General features: G+C 69.9%; 12 protein-coding genes. 6 read left to right on the top strand and 6 right to left on the bottom strand.

The features are described from left to right. Positions 1-36 precede the first annotated feature (36 nt). Complete coding sequence (locus ABD927_RS18715) at positions 37-924, bottom strand: helix-turn-helix domain-containing protein (protein WP_345251362.1); 888 nt, start codon at positions 922-924, stop codon at positions 37-39. A gap of 265 nt (positions 925-1,189) precedes the next feature. On the opposite strand from ABD927_RS18715, the gene ABD927_RS18720 reads away from it, so the two are divergent. The 5 genes from ABD927_RS18720 to ABD927_RS18740 all read left to right on the top strand — a co-directional run bounded on the left by ABD927_RS18720 (position 1,190) and on the right by ABD927_RS18740 (position 7,155). Then, on the top strand, positions 1,190-2,434 hold the full coding sequence (locus ABD927_RS18720; protein ID WP_345251363.1) for an MFS transporter: 1,245 nt from the start codon (positions 1,190-1,192) through the stop codon (positions 2,432-2,434). 76 nt (positions 2,435-2,510) lie between these two features. Then, positions 2,511-3,356: a dihydroorotate dehydrogenase electron transfer subunit gene (locus ABD927_RS18725; RefSeq protein ID WP_345251364.1), complete on the top strand. Its 846-nt coding sequence runs from the start codon at positions 2,511-2,513 to the stop codon at positions 3,354-3,356. Next, on the top strand, positions 3,353-4,294 hold the full coding sequence (locus ABD927_RS18730) for a dihydroorotate dehydrogenase (RefSeq protein WP_345251365.1): 942 nt from the start codon (positions 3,353-3,355) through the stop codon (positions 4,292-4,294). Before ABD927_RS18725 ends, ABD927_RS18730 begins: the two co-directional genes overlap by 4 nt. Positions 4,295-4,305: 11 nt before the next feature. Next, positions 4,306-5,586 carry a hydantoinase/carbamoylase family amidase gene (locus ABD927_RS18735; RefSeq protein WP_345251366.1) on the top strand — a complete coding sequence of 427 codons (1,281 nt, stop codon included), beginning with the start codon at positions 4,306-4,308 and terminating at the stop codon, positions 5,584-5,586. Positions 5,587-5,757: 171 nt separating this feature from the next. After that, on the top strand, positions 5,758-7,155 hold the full coding sequence (locus ABD927_RS18740; protein WP_425570306.1) for an MFS transporter: 1,398 nt from the start codon (positions 5,758-5,760) through the stop codon (positions 7,153-7,155). A gap of 137 nt (positions 7,156-7,292) precedes the next feature. Here the strand turns inward: ABD927_RS18740 and ABD927_RS18745 are convergent, their stop codons facing one another. The 3 genes from ABD927_RS18745 to ABD927_RS18755 all read right to left on the bottom strand — a co-directional run bounded on the left by ABD927_RS18745 (position 7,293) and on the right by ABD927_RS18755 (position 10,119). Further along, positions 7,293-7,751, bottom strand: a complete 459-nt coding sequence (locus ABD927_RS18745; RefSeq protein WP_345251368.1) for a bacteriohemerythrin — start codon at positions 7,749-7,751, stop codon at positions 7,293-7,295. 177 nt (positions 7,752-7,928) lie between these two features. Beyond that, positions 7,929-9,233, bottom strand: coding sequence for a GGDEF domain-containing protein (locus ABD927_RS18750; RefSeq protein ID WP_345251369.1), 1,305 nt, complete (start codon positions 9,231-9,233; stop codon positions 7,929-7,931). Positions 9,234-9,300: 67 nt separating this feature from the next. Then, positions 9,301-10,119, bottom strand: a complete 819-nt coding sequence (locus ABD927_RS18755) for an exodeoxyribonuclease III (RefSeq protein ID WP_345251370.1) — start codon at positions 10,117-10,119, stop codon at positions 9,301-9,303. A gap of 243 nt (positions 10,120-10,362) precedes the next feature. Here ABD927_RS18755 and pyrE point away from each other — a divergent pair, with 243 nt between their 5' ends. Next, entirely contained in the window at positions 10,363-11,064 is a 702-nt protein-coding gene (pyrE, locus tag ABD927_RS18760) for an orotate phosphoribosyltransferase (protein WP_345251371.1), read from the top strand. Positions 11,065-11,090: 26 nt separating this feature from the next. On the opposite strand, the gene gatB is transcribed toward pyrE, so the two are convergent. Further along, positions 11,091-12,548 carry an Asp-tRNA(Asn)/Glu-tRNA(Gln) amidotransferase subunit GatB gene (gene gatB / locus ABD927_RS18765; RefSeq protein WP_345251372.1) on the bottom strand — a complete coding sequence of 486 codons (1,458 nt, stop codon included), beginning with the start codon at positions 12,546-12,548 and terminating at the stop codon, positions 11,091-11,093. 129 nt (positions 12,549-12,677) lie between these two features. Next, complete coding sequence (gatA, locus tag ABD927_RS18770; RefSeq protein ID WP_345251373.1) at positions 12,678-14,207, bottom strand: Asp-tRNA(Asn)/Glu-tRNA(Gln) amidotransferase subunit GatA; 1,530 nt, start codon at positions 14,205-14,207, stop codon at positions 12,678-12,680. Position 14,208 lies beyond the last annotated feature (1 nt).

Here is a 14,208-nt window from a genome sequence, read left to right on the forward strand (position 1 = left end):
GGGTGGGCCCATCCCCAGCGCGTAGGGGTGGGCCCATCACACAACCTTGAGCATGCGGGTGAGTACCTCGGCGGCGTGCTCGCCCTTGTAGGCGCGCTGCCACAGATCCTCCACCATTTTCGTATAGAGCGCGACGGCCTGCGGCGCGGCGGTGACCTGGGCGATGCCGGCGGTGATGTTGGGCAGTTCGCCGAAACGGAAGGGGCTGACCGCGACGAAGGCGCCGCCGGGCCGCTCGAACACCTGGAAGGTGGCGTTCGGCATGCTGCCGTCGACGATGCCGATCTGCATGTCGAGCGGGTGTTCCTGCAGCAGGCCGACGATGCGTTCCACCTCCCGGCGGGCCGCCAGCGAGCGTTCCATGCGCACCGAAGGCGGCAGGTCGATGCGGCCGACCAGGCCGAAGTGCACGAAGCGCTCGATCTCGCGCAGCCCGATCAGGCTGACGATCGGCGGCCGGCGGCGCGCGAACGCGCGTTTGCGTTCCTGCAGCAGCTTCATCACGGCCGCGATCGGCGCCTCGTCGCCCTGCGGTTCGGCTTCGCGCAGCATCTGTTCCAGGTAGCCGCCGTACTGGTCGGAAGTCAGCAGGAAGGAGATCGGCTCGAAGTGGGCCATGATGCGGGTGGCGTCGGTTTCGAGCTGGCGCATCCGCTCGAAGTAGGCCACCGGCGAGGTGTAGTACTCGGTGTCCACCCCCAGCAGCGAGGCCAGCGTGGTGTCGAGGATGCGCGCCAGCCGTTCGAGCGTCTCGATCTTGACGATCTCGCCCTTTTCCATGCGATAGACGGCGGCGCGCGACACGCCCAGCTGCCCGGCCACGGTTTCGGCGCGCAGCCCGGCGCCCAGCCGGTGGGCGCGCAGCCGCTCGCCGATCGAGCGGAAATCGATGGAAGGTGAGAGAGTGTCTGCGGGCTCGATCAACATTTATCTAAAAAAAGAGATTCCATGCCAGGATGCCTGTACGAGGCGCGACCCCGGCCCGGTGCGGGATCCGCACCAATGCGCCCGCAAAGCTCTGTTTGCACCAGGTTTGTGCAAGCCGGCATTCTTGTCTCTCCACTGTATCAGCTTAGATAAAAACCGCTTGTGAGGTAAGCGAAATTGTCATAGTCTAAAAAAAAAGACAACCTCTTTTTGTCGGCAACCCCTTTTCTTTCCTACCCTCGGCACACTCACGGAGTCGGGCATGTCCACCACCCAGTCTTCCATCGCCGGCCAGCTTCCGGCATCCGTCGGCGAAGGCGACGTCTACGCACGCAAGGCCGTGCTCGCATCGACCGTGGGCTACGCGCTCGACGGCTTCGACCTGCTCATCCTCGGCTTCATCCTGTCCGCCATCTCGGGCGAACTCGGCCTGACCAGCTCGCAAGGCGGCGCGCTGGTCACCTGGACGCTGATCGGCGCGGTGGTGGGCGGCATCCTGTTCGGCTGGCTGAGCGACCTGTACGGCCGCGTGCGCGTGCTGAACTGGACCATCCTGCTGTTCGCCATCTTCACCGGGCTCTGTGCCGTGGCGCAGGGCTATTGGGATCTGCTGGCCTACCGCACCATCGCCGGCCTCGGCCTGGGCGGCGAATTCGGCATCGGCATGGCGCTGGCGGCCGAGGCCTGCCGGCCCGAGCAGCGGGCGCGCATGTCGTCGTACGTGGGGCTGGGCTGGCAGGCCGGGGTGCTGGCGGCGGCGCTGGTCACGCCGGTGCTGCTGCCGGTGATCGGCTGGCGCGGCATGTTTGCGGTGGGGGTGCTGCCGGCGGTGGTGGCCTTCATCATCCGCCACTTCATCGGCGAGCCGAAGATCTTCGTCGAGAACGCCCGCAAGCCGCGCACGGAAAACTCTTTCAAGCTGCTGGTGGCCGACGGCCGCACCGCCCGCACCAGCCTGGGCGTGGTGATCCTGACCTCGGTGCAGAACTTCGGCTACTACGGCGTGATGATCTGGATGCCGTCGTACCTGAGTTCGCAGTTCGGCTATTCGTTGACGAAATCGGCGCTGTGGACGGCGGTCACCATCGTCGGCATGGCGTTCGGGATCTGGCTGTTCGGCCAGCTGGCCGACCGCATCGGGCGCCGCCCGATCTTCCTGTTCTACCAGCTGGGCGCGGTCATTACGGTGCTGGGCTATTCGCAGCTGTCGTCGCAGTATGCGCTGCTGATTGGCGGCGCCGTGATGGGCATGTTCGTCAACGGCATGATCGGCGGCTACGGCGCGCTGATCTCCGAGCTCTACCCGACCGCGGCCCGCGCCACGGCACAGAACGTGCTCTTCAACATCGGCCGGGCGGTCGGCGGCTTCGGGCCGCTGGCGGTGGGCGCGGTGGCGGCCAAGTATTCGTTCAGCTATGCGATCGCGCTGCTGGCCTCCATCTACGTGCTGGACATCCTCGCCACGCTGTTCCTGATCCCGGAACGCAAGGGCGCCGCGCTCGAGTAAAGCCGGACGGCCAAAAGCCGCATCGAATCGCCGGGGAGGGCGGTAGCCCTCCCCGCTCCATTTTCAGGATATCGTCATGCAGATCATCGCATCGCTCGAATCCCACGCCGGCTGTGCCGCCGGCGCGCCGCTCGCCTCGCCCGATACCGAAGGCCTGGTCCTGCGCAACGAACGGGTCAACCGCGATTACCGCCACCTGGTGCTGGCCGCCGATTCGCGCGCGGCGGCCGCGCGCGCCGGGCAATTCTTCCACCTGCTGTGCCCGGCGGTTGGCGCCGACACGCCTTTCTTCCGCCGGCCGATGAGCACTTACCGGGCCGATCCCGCCTCCGGCCGCGTCGAGTTCCTGTACAAGGTGACGGGCGCCGGCACGCGCGGCCTGGCCTCGCTGCAGCCCGGCGCCCCGCTGCAGATGCTGGGCCCGCTGGGCACCGGCTTCTCGCTGCCGGCAGGCGCCCGCCACATCGTGGTGCTGGGCCGCGGCGTGGGGCTGGCCACGCTGGCGCCACTGTCCGACCTGGCCGCCGCGGCCGGCGTGGGCGTGACCGCCATCCTCAGCGCGCGCGACGCCGACAGCCTGATGTCGCAGCAGCGCTTTGCCGACGTCGGCGCGCAGGTGATCGAGCTGACCGACGACGCCGGCACCAGCGCGGTCGGCAACGTCGAACGCCTGCTGCGCGAACTGCATGCCGGCGGCCGCGCCGACGCCTTCTACACCTGCGGCTCGACCCGCCTGACGCAGCTGATGCAGCGGCTGGGCAAGGAGCTGGGCGTGCCCGGCGAGGTCGCGCTGGAACAGCAGATGGCCTGCGGCCTGGGCATGTGCTATTGCTGCGTGCGCGCCTTCCACGACGGCGACCGCCTGGTCAGCAAGCGCGTGTGCTGGGACGGCCCGGTGTTCCCGCTGGCGGAGGTGGCATGATGGCGACCGACCTGTCCGTCGACCTGGGCGGCCTCGTGCTGCGCAACCCGGTCATGCCGGCCTCCGGCACCTTCGCCGAGGGCCTGGCCGCCACCATCGACATCGACCGCCTGGGCGCCTTCGTCACCAAGACGATCACCGCCGAGAAGCGCAGCGGCAATCCCGTGCCGCGCGTGGCCGAGGTGCAGGGCGGCATGCTCAACGCCATCGGCATTCCCAGCAAGGGCGTCGACCACTTCCTGGACGACGTGCTGCCGTTCTACCGCGAGCGCAGCGCGCCGCTGGTGGTCAGCATTTCGGCGCCCACCGCCGAAGGCTTCGCGCGGCTGGCCGCGCGCTTTTCCGCCGTGCCCGGCGTGGCGGCGATCGAGGCCAACATCTCCTGCCCCAACATCGAGGAAGACGGCCGCGCCTTCGCCATGCACGCCGGCTCCACCGCGCGCGTGGTGGCCGCGCTGCGGGCCGCCGCCTCGCTGCCGCTGTGGGTCAAGCTCACCCCCAACACCGGCGAGATCGCCGCCGTGGCGCGCGCCGCGCAAGCCGAAGGGGCCGACGCGCTGGTGGTGGCCAACACCATCCTCGGCATGTCGATCGACATCCATACCCGCCGCCCCACGCTCGGCAACGTGATGGGCGGCATGTCGGGCCCGGCGGTCAAGCCCATCGTGCTGCGCATGGTGTACCAGTGCCACCGCGCGGTGTCGATCCCGATCATCGGCTGCGGCGGCGTCTCCAACGCCGACGACGCGATCGAATACATGCTGGCCGGCGCCAGCGCGGTGCAGGTCGGCACGGCCACCTTCGTGCAGCCCGGCGCGATGATCGAAGTGATCGACGGCCTGGCCCGCTACGGCGCGCGGCATGGCCTGGAAGACCTGCGCGGCCTGGTCGGCGCGGTGGAAGACACCGGCTTCGTGCCGTTCGAAGCGATGGCCTGAGGACGGCGGCGATGGCAGTACAGACCTTGTCCGATACCGCCCTGCGCGCCGCCGCGCGGCAGCAAGCGGTCGATCTGTTCGAGCAGGCCCGGCGGCTGGGCGCCGACGGCGTGGGCATCTCGCGCGAGAGCTATGGCGCCTCGGAATCCGCCTGCCTGGAGCTGCTGGCCGACTGGGCCCGCGCGCGCGGCCTGCGGGTCGAGCAGGACGAATTCGCCAACCTGCTGTTCAGCCTGCCCGGCGCGCCGGCGGCGGCGCCCGTGGTGTGCGGCTCGCACGTCGATTCGGTGCCGCAGGGCGGCAACTTCGACGGCCTGGCGGGCGTGGTGGCCGGACTGCTGTGCCTGCAGCGCCAGCACGAAGAAGGCGCCGCGCCGCCTCACCCGCTGGTGGTGCTGGCTATGCGCGGCGAGGAAAGCGCGTGGTTCGGCAAGGCCTACATGGGATCGAGCGCGATCCTGGGCCGGCTGTCGGCCGACGACCTGGCCTTGCGCAACCTGCGCAGCGGCCGCACGCTGAAGGAAGCGATGGCCGCCGCCGGCGCCGACGTGGCGCGGATCGAGGCCGGCCATCGCGCGGCATGGGTGGACGGCGTGCGCGCCTACCTGGAGCTGCACATCGAGCAGGGGCCGCTGATGGTGGCCCGCAAATGGCCCACCGCGGTGGTGTCGGGCATCCGCGGCAACCTGCGACACAACGTGGTGCGCTGCATCGGCGAGCCCGGCCATTCGGGCGCGGTGCCGCGCTGGCTGCGCAAGGACGCCGTGCTGGCCGCGGCCGACCTGCTGATGCGACTCGACGAGCATTGGCGGGTGCTGCTGGAGCGCGGCAACGATCTGGTGGTGACGGCCGGCGTGATCGGCACCGATCCGGCCGAGCACGCGGTGTCGCGCATCCCGGGACGGGTCGACTTCAGCTTCGAGGTGCGCAGCGAAAGCACCGAGACGCTGGAAGGCTTCTACCGGATCTTCCAGATGGAATGCGAGGCCGTCGCCCGCCAGCGCGGCGTGCGCTTCGAATTCGACCGCCGCATCGAATCGGCGCCGGCCACGATGGACCCGGCGCTGGTCGGCACCTTGCTGGATACCGCCGGCCGGATCGGGCTGCCGGTCGAGAAGATCGCCAGCGGCGCCGGGCACGACGCGGCGCTGTTCGCCAACGCGGGCATTGCCTCGGCCATGATCTTCGTGCGCAACGAGCATGGTTCGCACAACCCGCGCGAGGCGATGGACATCGACGATTTCATGGACGGCGTCGAGCTGCTGTACCAGGCGCTGGGGCGCATCGCCTGATCTGTTCAGCCGGATGACAGCTACGTTACGGCGATGCGGCGCCGGCATCCGCGAGCGTATGATTGCACTGCGCCGGCGATTCCCGCCGGCGTTGTCTTGTCGTACGGGCATATCGTGAGCGTCACCACCAATATCCGCGTCACGGCCATCGTCGTGGCCAGCGCGCTGTTCATGCAGAACATCGACGGCACGGTGGTCGCCACCGCGCTGCCCGACATGGCGCGCGACATGGGCGTGCCGCCCATCCATCTGAGCTCGGCCATCACGTCCTACCTGGTCGCGCTCACCGTCTTCATCCCCATCAGCGGCTGGGTGGCCGACAGGTTCGGCGCCAAGCGGGTCTTCATGTGGGCGATCGCCATCTTCACCGGCGCCTCGGCCTTGTGCGCGTTGTCCGGCGGGCTGGCCGGGCTGATCGCGGCGCGCGTTTTGCAGGGCCTGGGCGGCGCGATGATGGTGCCGGTCGGGCGCCTGCTGCTGCTTCGGCGCGTCAAGCGCGAGGAGCTGCTCTCGGCCACCACCTGGCTGACGATGCCGGCGCTGGTCGGCCCGCTGCTGGGCCCGCCGCTGGGCGGCTTCCTGACCGATACGCTGTCCTGGCAGAGCGTGTTCTGGATCAACGTGCCGGTCGGCATCCTGGGCCTGCTGCTCACCTGGCGGCTGGTGCCGGCGGCCGATCCGCAGCAACCGCCCGCGCCCGACCTGACCGGCATGGCGTTGTCGGGCGTCGCGCTCACCGCCATCATGATCGGCGTCGAGACGGTGGGCCGCGGCCTGTTGCCCAAGGGCCTGCCGGAGCTGTGCCTGGCGGCCGGGCTGGGGCTGTTCTGGCTCACGGTGCGCCATTGCAAGCGCGTGCCCGATCCGGCCATCGATTTCTCGCTGCTGCGCATCCCCACTTTCCATGCGGCCACGGTGGCCGGCAGCCTGTTCCGCATCGGCGCCGGCGCGCTGCCCTTCCTGCTGCCGCTCACGCTGCAGATCGGCTTCGGCCTGTCGGCGCTGCACAGCGGCATCATCACGCTGGCCAGCGCGCTGGGGTCGATCGGGATGCGGGCCGTGGCGCGCTTCACGCTGGCCCGGTTCCGCGTGCGTTCGGTGCTGATCGCGGGCAGCATCTCGTTCTCGCTGATGCTGGCCGCCTGCGCCGCGCTGACTGCGTCATGGCCTGCGGTGGCCATCTTCACGCTGCTGCTGATCGGCGGGATCAGCCGCGCGCTGGTATTCGCGACGATCGGCGCGCTGGCCTTCGCCGACGTGTCTCAGCGGCAGCTGTCGGCCGCCACGTCGTTCCAGGGCACGGCCCAGCAGCTGGCCAAGGCCGTTGGTGTGGCGGTGGCCGCCTGCTTCATGCAGTTCACCATGTTCCTGTCGGGCCGCACGCAGGCCGGCGAGGCGGATTTTGCCGCAGCCTTCCTGATGGTCGCCGCGATGGTGCTGCTCTCCGGCCCCATGTTCGCGACGCTGGACAAGGATGCGGGCGCCGGCATCTCCGAAAGCAAGAAGACGCCCGGCAAGAGCGGCGTCACGCCCAGCCCGGCCCGCGATTCCGCCCCCAGCCGGCCCTGACAACCGGCGCCCGGGCTCACCGTGCCTCGCACCCCACCCTCCGCACATCCCCGCCGCCACCCGGGACGCCGCGGATCCGGCTCCGCCGGTCCGCCAGCGTCGCCCCTGGGGGACCCGCGAAGCGCGCAGGGGGGGCCTTATACAGGCACGTTGCCCGGTTCGATGGAGCGCCGGAACACCACCGGCGCGCCGCCGTGGTTGCGCTTGACCATCCACTGCGCCAGCGCGGCGTCCATGTAGTCGGCATGGCCCGGGAACCAGCGCACCAGTTCCTGCGCCAGCCGCAGGCCGGCGGTCGGGTCGGCGGTGCCGTCCTGGATGGCGGCCTCGACCTCGTACAGCGAGGCCAGCACCGCCTGGTGCTCGTCGTGGTGGCACTGGGTGGCGGGGAATTCGGTGGAGGACATCCACTCGTATTCCTCGCCGAAATGGCGCTCGGCGTGCCGGATGAAGGCGCGCAGGCGGCCGGGGAAGGCGGCCTGGTCGGATTCGAGCATGGCCTGCACCAGTTCCACGAACTCGCGATGGGTGTTGTCCATCGGCTCGAAGCCCAGCAGGAAGGAATCGGTCCAGGAGAATTCGGCAGAGGTAGACATCGGCTCGCTGCTTCGGAAAGAGTCGCCCGGGGAGGGCCGCCAGCATGGCTGCGCGGCAGGCATCCGGTCGATTCTACGCGATGCGCGGCCGGCGGGGTTGCCGGCGGCGAAAGAGGGCCATACCACCGGTTCCTCGATGGCGCCTGCCCGCGGCGGGCGGCGGCCCGGACGGCGCCGCTAGAGCTGTTGCTCGACCCGGTTGCGGCCGTTCTGCTTGGCGCGGTAGAGCGCCTGGTCGCCGCGCGACAGCACCGCATCGGCGTCGGTGTCGGCCGCTTGCATCAGCGCGACGCCGATGCTGACGGTGATCGGGATGCGCTGCCCGCCGTGCCGCAGCGGCGTGTCGGCGGTGCCGAGCAACAGGCGCCGGGCAAAGGCGGTGGCCGTTTCGAGATCCACCCGTTTCAGCAGCACGCCGAACTCCTCGCCGCCCATGCGGCCCGCCGTGGCGCCGCTGTCCAGCAGGCCGCGCAGGATGCCGGCGAAATGCCGCAGCGCCAGGTCGCCCGTCGCGTGTCCCCAGCCGTCGTTGATGGTCTTGAAATGGTCGAGGTCGCACATCAGCACCGCCGACGCGCCCTCGCCCTCGCGGCGGATGCGCGCCAGTTCGGCATCCACCTGGGCGATGAAGTGGCGCCGGTTCGGCAGCTGGGTCAGGAAGTCGGTGGTGGCCGAATGCTGCAGCTCGGCCTCGATGCGCTTGCGTTCGGTGATGTCGGTGGTGGTGCCTATCATCCGCAGCGCCCGGCCCTCGGCATCGCGGGCGACCACCTTGCCGCGGCTCGACACCCATTTGTAGCTGCCGTCCTTGCAGCGCAGGCGGTGCTCCACTTCGTAGACCGGCGTCTGGCCGTCGAAGTGGGCCTGCATCGTCGCCGTGACGTAGGCCAGGTCGTCGGGATGCACGCGCACGTAGGCGTCGGCCATCTTCGTGCCCAGTTCCCATTCCGCATAGCCCAGGATCGCCTTCCAGCCCGCCGAATAGTGGATCTCGTCGGCGGCTACGTCGCGGTCCCAGATGCCGGTGCCGCTGTCGGCGATGGCCAGCGCCATGCGCGAGCCATCGGCGCGCAGCGCCGCCTCGCGCTCGGCGGCCTCGGCCAGCGCTTGGCCGGCGGCGATGTGGCTGGCGGCCTGTACGCCGAATTCGCGCAGCGCGGCGGCCTGCGCGTCGCCCCAGGGCGGCGGGCTGTCGTCCAGCAGCAGCAGGGTGCCGAGCGGACGGCCGTCGTCTGCGGCCAGCGGCAGGCGCAGGCAGAAGGACGGCTGCGGCGCGCCGTCCGCCGGAAGCCGGAAGCCGGGCCGCGCGCTGATCCGGCGGGCGCCGGTGTCGGCGCGGTCGATCGCAGCGGCCGCAACGCCGAAATGCTGCCGCGCCAGCAGCAGGAGCGAGTCGAGCGCGCGGTCGGCCGGCGCAGGAGCGCGGCCGCCGGTCGCAACCGCCGGGCCGGTGCGGGGGTCGTCCATCACGGATTCGCTCATCTTTGGTCGCCGTTTCGTATGGCAATCGGCCGCGGCCGCGCACGGCCCCTTCGATTGCGATGCCGCCCTATTGGTCCGTGGCCGGGGCCAGTTCCCACCGGTAGTCGAGGGTCAACGGCGCGTGGTCGCTGAACCATTGCTCTTTGTAGATCGAAGCGGCCTGCGCCGTTTGCGCGATGCCGCGGGTGGCGATGTGGTAGTCGATGCGCCAGCCCACGTTCTTCGCGCGGGCCTGGCCGCGGTTGCTCCACCAGGTGTAGGCCTCGCCGGTGGCGTCGGGGTACAGCACCCGGTACACGTCGATCCAGCCCAGTTCGTCCAGCACCCGAGTCAGCCACGCCCGTTCCTCGGGCAGGAAGCCGCTGTTCTTGACGTTGCCGCGCCAGTTCTTCAGGTCGATTTCCTTGTGCGCGATGTTCCAGTCGCCGCACAGCACCACTTCGCGCCCGCAGGCGGCCAGCTGGCCGAGGTGGCGGTAGAAATGTTCCATGAAGGCGAACTTGGCGGCCTGGCGGTGTTCGCCGCTGGAGCCGGAGGGCAGGTATAGCGAGATCACCGACAGTCCCTCGTAGACCAGTTCCAGGTAGCGGCCCTCGGCGTCGATTTCCGGGATGCCCAGGCCCTGGATCACCTGGTCGGGCTGGCGCCGCGCGTAGACGCCGACGCCGCTGTAGCCTTTTTTCTCGGCATAGTGGAAATAGCCGTACAGGCCGGGCGGATTCAGCATGGCCGCGCTCATGTCGCCGGCCTGGGCCTTCAGTTCCTGCAGGCAGACGAAATCGGCGTCCTGGGCGGGCAGCCAGTCGAGGAAGCCCTTGCTGGCCGCGGAGCGGATGCCGTTCAGGTTGGCGGAGATGATGCGCAGGCGGGGCGGGGTGGAGCTCAAGTCGATACCTTCGGAAGCGGGGAGGGGTGCCGCGCGGCGGCCGGGCAGGCAAGCGCGCATGTTAGCGCCTGTCCGGGCCGGGTCCAAAACCGTAAAAAAACCCTGCGATGCCTCCGCGAGCGCGGCAGTTTGTTGTATGGTACGCGCCAGTCTCCGTCGATGCGCCCGGCTTGCGCCCGGTCCACCGCCGCGACGGGGAGTGCCGCCTCCGCGCCGTTCTGAATCCCCCGTACCGTGACCGCCGTGCCCCACACTTCCATCGCCCCCGCCAGCCCCGCCGACGCCGAACGCTTCCGCACCGATTTCGTCCGTTTCGCGACCGAGCTGGGCGTGCTGCGGTTCGGCACCTTCACCACCAAGGCCGGCCGCCTGAGCCCCTACTTCTTCAACGCTGGCCTGTTCGACAGCGGCGCGGCGGTGGCCCGGCTGGCCGAGTTCTACGCGCAGGCGCTGCTGGCCTCGGGCGTGGAATTCGACATGCTGTACGGCCCGGCCTACAAGGGCATCCCGCTGGTGACGGCGACCGCGATGGCGCTGGCCACGCGCGGACACGACGTGCCGTTCGCGTTCAACCGCAAGGAAGCCAAGGACCACGGCGAAGGCGGCGCGCTGGTGGGCGCGCCGCTGCAAGGGCGGGTGGTCATCATCGACGACGTGATCACCGCCGGCACCTCGGTGCGCGAATCGATGCGGATGATCGAAGCCGCCCGCGCCACGCCCGCCGCCGTGCTGATCGCCCTGGACCGCATGGAACGGGTCGGCGCCGACGACGCGCTGTCCAAGCACTCCGCCGTCCAGGACGTGCAGCAGACCCACGGCTGCCCTGTAGTCAGCATCGCCTCGCTCGACGACATCCTCGCCCTGATCGAACAAGACGGCGGCGGCGAATTCGAGCAGCACCGCGAAGCCGTCCTCGCCTACCGCGCCAAGTACGGCGTCGCCTGACGCACCGCAGGCCCGCAGGGGCGGGCCTACCCCCCCAGCTTTTGCCGTAGCAGTTCGTTTACCTGTTGCGGATTCGCCTTGCCCTTGGCCGTCTTCATGACCTGGCCCACCAGCGAGTTGAAGGCCTTCTCCTTGCCCGCGCGGTATTCGGCCACGATGGCCGGGTTGGCGGCCAGCACGTCGTCGATCATCTTGCCGATGGCGCCGGAATCGCTGATCTGCTTGAGGCCGCGCGCCTCGATGACCGCATCGGCGTCGCCGCCGTGCTCGCCTTGCCAGATGGCGCCGAACACGTCGCGCGCGATCTTGTTCGAGATGGTGCCGTCGGCAATGCGCGCCAGCAGCCCGCCCAGCCGCGCGGCCGAGACCGGGCTTTGCGCGATGTCTTTTTCTTCGCGGTTGAGGGCGGCGGCCAGTTCGCCCATGATCCAGTTGGCCGCCAGCTTGGCCTGGCCCGCGGGCAGCGTGCGGACGGTGGCCTCGAAAAAGTCGGCGGTGTCGCGGCTGGCGGTCAGCTGCGCGGCGTCGTAGGCCGACAGGCCGTAGTCCGCTTCGAAGCGGGCGCGCTTGGCGCCCGGCAGTTCGGGCATGCCGGCGCGCACGCGCTCGATCCAGTCGCTGCCGATGACCAGCGGCGGCAGGTCGGGATCGGGGAAGTAGCGGTAGTCGTGCGCGTCTTCCTTGCCGCGCATGCTGCGGGTTTCGTCGCGGTCGGGGTCGTACAGGCGGGTTTCCTGCACCACCGTGCCGCCGTCTTCGATCAGCTCGATCTGGCGGCGGATTTCGTACTGGATGGCGCGTTCGAGAAAGCGGAACGAGTTGACGTTCTTGGTTTCGGTGCGGGTGCCGAATTCCTTCTGGCCGGCCGGCCGCACCGATACGTTGGCGTCGATGCGGAACGAGCCTTCCTGCATGTTGCCGTCGCAGATGCCCAGCCACACCACCAGCGCGTGCAGCGCCTTGGCATAGCCCACGGCTTCTTCGGCCGAGCGCAGCTCCGGTTCGGATACGACTTCAAGCAGCGGGGTGCCGGCCCGGTTCAGGTCGATGCCGGTGGACTTTTCGCCGTGCGGGCCGGCGAAGTCGTCGTGCAGCGATTTGCCGGCGTCTTCTTCCAGGTGGGCCCGGGTCAGGTTGATGGTTTTTTCCCGGTCGCCCACGAAGAACGACAGCGTGCCGCCCTGCACCACCGGGATCTCGTACTGGCTGATCTGGTAGTTCTTGGGCAGGTCGGGGTAGAAGTAATTCTTGCGCGCGAAAATCGAGCGCGGCGCGATGCGCGAACCCAGCGCCAGCCCCAGCATGATGGCGCGCTCGACCGCGCCGCGGTTCATGACCGGCAGCGTGCCCGGCAGCGCCAGGTCGACCGCGTTGGCCTGGGTATTGGGCGCGGCGCCGAAGCGCGTGCTGCTGCCCGAGAAAATCTTCGACGCCGTGGACAATTGCACGTGCGTTTCCAGACCGATGACGACTTCCCAGTTCATGACTTGTTCCCGCTCTGTGATTCTTCCGCCCGCATGGAATGGATACCGTTGTACGCCTGGCGGCTTCCGACCCAGGCCGCCGCGGATCCGGCTTTGCCGGTCCGCCAGCGGCGCCCCTGGGGACGCGCGTCAGCGCGTAGGGGGGGACCTTCTATTCCAGTCGGTGGCTTGCTGGAAGATATCGGCGATGCCCAGCAAGCGGCCCTCGTCGAAATAGTCGCCGATGATCTGCAGCCCCACCGGCCGCCTGCCGTTGACCTCGCCGGCGCCGAAGCCGCACGGGATCGACACCCCCGGCAGGCCGGCCAGGTTCAGGCTCAGCGTGTAGATGTCGGCCAGGTACATCGAAACCGGATCATCGGCCTTCTCGCCCAGATTCCACGCCACGGTAGGCGATACCGGCCCGACGATCACGTCGCACTGCCCGCGCAGCGCCTTCTGGAAATCTTCGGCGATCAGCCGGCGCAGCTTCTGCGCCTGCAGGTAGTAGGCGTCGTAATAGCCGTGCGACAGCACGTAGGTGCCGACCAGGATGCGGCGCTGCACCTCGGGGCCGAAGCCTTCGGCGCGCGAGCGGGCCATCATGTCGGCCAGGTCGCGGTATTCGGGGGCGCGGTGGCCGTAGCGCACGCCGTCGTAGCGCGACAGGTTGCTGGAGGCCTCGGCCGGCGCGATCACGTAGTAGGCCGGGATGGAAAGCTCGGTGCGCGGCAGGGACACGTCGACCCGCACCGCGCCCAGTTCTTCCAGTTTCGCCAGCGCGGCGTCGATGGCGTGGGCGACGTCGGTCGCCAGCCCGGGGCCGAAGAATTCGCGCGGCACGCCGATGCGCAGGCCCTGCAGCGGGCGGTCGGCGCCGGCGGCGGCGCGGAAGGCGTCGAACTCGGCCCGCACCCGGCCCGCCGCGTTGGGGCGGCCGCCGCATCGTTCCAGGCTGGTGGCGTCGCGTTCGTCGAAGCCGGCGATCGGGTCCAGCAGTTCGACCAGGTCCTGCGCGCTGCGGGCGATCGGGCCGGCCTGGTCGAGGCTGGAGCCGTAGGCGATCATGCCGTAGCGCGACACGGTGCCGTAGGTGGGCTTGATGCCGGAGACGCCGCACAGCGCGGCCGGCTGGCGGATCGAGCCGCCGGTATCGGTGGCGGTGGCGCCGGCGACCAGGCCGGCGGCCACGGCGGCGGCCGAGCCGCCCGACGAACCGCCTGGCACGGCGGCCGGATCCCAGGGGTTGCGCACCGGGCCGTAGGCCGAATTCTCGTTGGACGAACCCATCGCGAACTCGTCGCAGTTGAGCTTGCCCAGGCTGACCGCGCCGGCGGCCGCCAGCCGTTCCACCACGGTGGCGTCGAACGGGCTGACGTAGCCTTCCAGCATCCGGCTGGCGGCGGTGGTGCGCCAGCCGCGGGTGACGAACACGTCTTTGTGGGCGATCGGCACGCCGGCCAGCGCGCCGGCCCGGCCGGCCGCCAGCGCGGCGTCGGCGGCGCGCGCCTGCGCCAGCGTCAGTTCCGGGTCGACGTGCAGGAAGGCGTTCAGGTCGCGCCGGGCGTCGATGGCGGCCAGCGCGCTCTGCGCCAGCTCCACGGCCGAGACGCGGCGCTCGGCCAGCGCGCGGCGCAGCGCGGCGATGCCGTCGAATTCGCAATGCAGGGGCAGGCTCATG

Source organism: Pigmentiphaga soli (genome assembly GCF_039541095.1).
Taxonomy (GTDB): Bacteria; Pseudomonadota; Gammaproteobacteria; order Burkholderiales; family Burkholderiaceae_B; genus Pigmentiphaga; species Pigmentiphaga soli.